This window comes from Arthrobacter sp. HMWF013, assembly GCF_003061105.1.
Classification (GTDB): domain Bacteria; phylum Actinomycetota; class Actinomycetes; order Actinomycetales; family Micrococcaceae; genus Arthrobacter.
The window spans coordinates 1-3,630 of sequence record NZ_QAIQ01000166.1 but is presented as its reverse complement, the minus strand read 5'-3'; the positions used below and the strand labels follow the sequence as shown (position 1 = coordinate 3,630).

The window sequence follows — 3,630 nt, the reverse complement described above, 5'->3', positions numbered from 1 at the left end:
GCACCACGCCGCTCGACACTCCGGAGGCGGCCATACCCATGACCAGGGACAGGTTGCTGACCAGGCCGTCGTTGGCGCCGAACACGGCGGCGCGGAAGGTGCCGGCAAGCCGGTTCCGGCCACGGGTGGCCAGGCCGCGGACCACTTCTTCGTGAATCTGTTCGTCTGCTGCCATTGCATCAGTGGCGTTGGGGTCCCGGGAGTAGGGGGAGCGGCCCTCGGCGCGCTGCGCCAGGGCAAGGACGAACACCGAACCGAAGTGCCGGGCAAGGAAGCCCAGCAGTTGGCTGCGCAGCGATGCAGGACGGGATTTCTGGGCGTTGTCGCCCAGGAGCTTCAGCCAATGGGCTTCGTGGCGGCCTTCAGCTTCAGCGAGGGCCAGGAGGATGTCCCGCTCTTCGCCGACCCTGTTCTGCGCCAGATCGCGGTACACGGCGGCCTCGGCGCGTTCGTCCGCGAGGTACTGGCGCCACCGGCGGATGTCGGCTGCAGTGGGCTGCGGTGCAGATGGTCTGGTCTCCGCGGAGGGGTGGGCGCGGTTGGCTTTGGCGTGCTGAGTCACGAAGGCTCCTGTGCTTGATAGGGCATGGTTCGGCCCCATTGCATTGCCTAGCCTACCGCGGAAATCCGCGGATTTTCAGCTGGCAAACCTCACTGACAAGTTTCGGCTTCCCTTAAAATCACGTCCTCTGGCGGGTCCGCCGCGGAGGGCCGTCCGGCCCTTGACCCCACATTCCTGTGGTGCTGTTATGAAGGTGTGGGCGCCCGCCACCGCCCGGACGCAGGAGCATGTCACAGGCGAATAATCGGAGGTTGGACTATGAACACCACCGGAGAGCACCCGGACCTGCCGCACCTCGAATCAGTTGAAGCGGACCCCGCCTACGACTATGCCGAGGATATTCCGGTTGACGAGGACGATTGGGACGCAGAGGACGAATTCCTGGATGCCGAAGAGGTTATCGTTCCGACGCCGCCGGTCAAGGTCGACGCCGAGGAGCGGCTGGTTCCGCTGGATGAGGACGAATTCCGGGACATTGAATAGGCGCGGAACCGGATGGCAGGTCCGGTGACGCACGTCAGGCAGAACGCACGACGGCGGCACCCTGGTTCGCTGAAAAGCGAACCGGGGTGCCGCCGTCGTACTTCCTGCTGGTTACTGCCTGTTCCGCGCTATGGCGCGGGAACTGCTACCGGTACTTCCTCGTTGTCCTTGCCGGCGACGCGCCGGACCCAGTTGCGCATGACGTGGGGATCCGTGGGTTTGGTCAGCAGGGAGACCGCCACGTAAACCACGGCCGAACTGATCAGGCCGAAGTAGATCGGTTCGTTGGCGAAGACGCCGTCCAGCGGGACCTCCGCGTTGATCTCCAGCACAATCATGGTGCCGATCGTGACCACTGAACCCACGGCCATGGAGGCCGCAGCGGCGAGGCCGGTTCCGCGTTTCCAGACCAGACCACCCAGAATTGCCACGAGCAGGCCTCCCACCAGGATGTCGTAGGCAATGGTGAGGGCGGCTACAACGTCCTTGGTGATGATGGCGATCAGGATGGCCACGATACCGAGTCCCAGGACCCACATGCGGTTGGCCTTGACGTCATGCTCGGGGTTGTCGGTGTCCCCGGTGTTGATGTCCTTGCCGAACCAGCTGGCGACGAATGGCAGGACATCGGCGCGCGCCACGGTTGCCGCGGCGATCAGGGCGCCGGAAGCGGTGGACATCATGGCTGCCACGGCTGCGGCGAGGACCAGCCCGCCGATGCCGATCGGGAGCAGGTTCTGGGCAACCTCGGCGTAGACGACGTCCTTGCCGCCGGTGGCGACGTCGATGTCAGGCAGGGCGACTTTGGCACCCAGGCCGATCAGTGCCCCGGCCACACCGTACAGGATGCAGTAGACGCCGGCAGTGGCGCCGCCCCAGCGTGCCACACCCGCGGTTTTGGCGGTGAACACGCGCTGCCAGATGTCCTGGCCGATCAGGAGGCCAAGGGTGTAGACCACAAAGTACGTGATGATGGTCTGCACGCCGATGCCGTCCAGCTGGAAGAAGCTTTCGTCCACGCGGCTGCGGATACCGTCCAGCCCACCGGCTGCGTTGAGGGTGAAGGGGAGCATCAGGAGGAAGATGCCTACCGTTTTGATGACGAACTGCACCTGGTCGGCCAGGGTGATGGACCACATTCCGCCGATGGTGGAGTAGACCAGGACGATGGCTCCGCCGATGGCGATGGCGAGCCAGCGCTCCCAGCCGAAGAGGACCACGAAGATGGTGGCGTAGGCGCCGGTTGAGGTGGCGCAGAGCATCAGGGTGTAGGCGAGCATGACGATGCCGGAGGTCTGCGTCGCCTTGCTGCCGTAGCGGAGGGTGAGCATCTGGGAGACCGTGTAGATCTTCAGCCGCTGGATGGTGCCCGCGAAGAGAAGGCTCAGCAGCAGCACGCCGGCACCGATGGCAACCACAAGCCACATGCCGGAGATGCCGAACTTGTAGCCGAGCCCGACGCCGCCCACTGTGGAGGCTCCGCCGAGGACCACGGCAGCCATGGTGCCTGTGTAGAGGAAGGGACCGAGGCGACGGCCGGCCACGAGGAAGTCGCTGTTGTTCCGGGTACGGGACTTGCCCCACCAGCCAAAGGCCAGCATTGCAATGAGATACACCACCACGATGGCGATGTTGACGAAGTTAGGGTCCATGTTGGGGGCTCCTGGAGCTGAGGTGCAGCGTGCATAAACCGGCGGTGGATGCTCTGAGGGAGCCGGTATTCTGCTGCTCTTGCGGAGTGAAAGGGGAACAAGAAGCTAATAATTGCCTTATAGGCAACACTTGTTGTCCAAAAGCATATTCTGTGACCGGCGTAACAGTCAACGCCGTGACGCCACATGCTGGTGTGCGACGTCTCCGGCCGCGTTGCGGGGGCTGGTGGCCATTAGTATTGCTCCAAAGATGGGGCCGGACCACCGGCCATGAAAGGTTCGCATATGAAGGCACTGCCAGTTGAGCCGAGCAACACCCCGGTTGCCATCGGTTCCCGGATCCGTGCCGCCCGGCAGTCCCAGCGGCTGACCATCGAGCAGGTGGCCGACGCCACCGGCCTCACCAAGGGATTCCTCAGCCGCGTGGAGCGGGATCTCACCTCACCGTCGGTTGCCTCGTTGGTGACCCTGTGCCAGGTGCTGTCCATCTCCATCGGTGACCTTTTTATGGCCCCGGAAACCCACCTGACCAAGAATGGCGCCGGGCCCCGGATCTCCCTCGGCGGCGAAGGGATTGTGGAGCGCCTGCTGACGGCGCGGTCCGAACGGCGTGTCCAGATCATCCAGGCAGTCATTGAGCCCCGTGGACGCGGAGAGTCGGAACTGTATGCCGTGGACTGCGATGTTGACGTGCTCCACGTGACCAAGGGGCAGATCCGCCTGATCCTCACCAACGAGGAATATGAACTCAGTACCGGCGATACCGTGACGTTCCCCGGCCGCGAACCGCATACCTGGGTCAACCCCACCGACGAGCCGGTTGAAGTGCTCTGGGTTTTGGTGCCGGCCGCCAGCCGGTAGGGTGCCGGGCCCGGGGCCCCTGGCTCGTTGTAAACATTTGGTGCACGTGACGAAACTTTTGCGTATGATGGG

The 3,630-nt window shown here is 64.0% G+C and carries 4 protein-coding genes; 2 read left to right on the top strand and 2 right to left on the bottom strand.

From position 1 onward, the window contains the following. The coding region (locus DBR22_RS07410) for a VIT1/CCC1 transporter family protein (RefSeq protein WP_181365076.1) at positions 1–562 on the bottom strand (562 nt) is incomplete at its 3' end. Between the two features lie 258 nt (positions 563–820). Between DBR22_RS07410 and DBR22_RS07405 the strand changes: the two genes are divergently transcribed. Further along, positions 821–1,045 carry a hypothetical protein gene (locus DBR22_RS07405; protein WP_108598476.1) on the top strand — a complete coding sequence of 75 codons (225 nt, stop codon included), beginning with the start codon at positions 821–823 and terminating at the stop codon, positions 1,043–1,045. Positions 1,046–1,173: 128 nt separating this feature from the next. Here the strand turns inward: DBR22_RS07405 and DBR22_RS07400 are convergent, their stop codons facing one another. Beyond that, positions 1,174–2,697 (bottom strand): sodium:solute symporter, encoded by a 1,524-nt coding sequence (locus DBR22_RS07400; RefSeq protein ID WP_108598475.1) that lies wholly within the window; start codon positions 2,695–2,697, stop codon positions 1,174–1,176. Between the two features lie 285 nt (positions 2,698–2,982). Here DBR22_RS07400 and DBR22_RS07395 point away from each other — a divergent pair, with 285 nt between their 5' ends. Continuing rightward, entirely contained in the window at positions 2,983–3,558 is a 576-nt protein-coding gene (locus DBR22_RS07395) for a helix-turn-helix domain-containing protein (protein ID WP_108598474.1), read from the top strand. The last annotated feature ends 72 nt before the right edge of the window (positions 3,559–3,630 follow it).

Excerpts from the sequence above, each read along its gene's own strand:
- DBR22_RS07405 (WP_108598476.1), top strand. The coding sequence starts at position 821 with ATGAACACCACCGGAGAGCACCCGGACCTGCCGCACCTCGAATCAGTT.
- DBR22_RS07395 (WP_108598474.1), top strand. The coding sequence starts at position 2,983 with ATGAAGGCACTGCCAGTTGAGCCGAGCAACACCCCGGTTGCCATCGGT.
- DBR22_RS07400 (WP_108598475.1), bottom strand. The coding sequence starts at position 2,697 with ATGGACCCTAACTTCGTCAACATCGCCATCGTGGTGGTGTATCTCATT.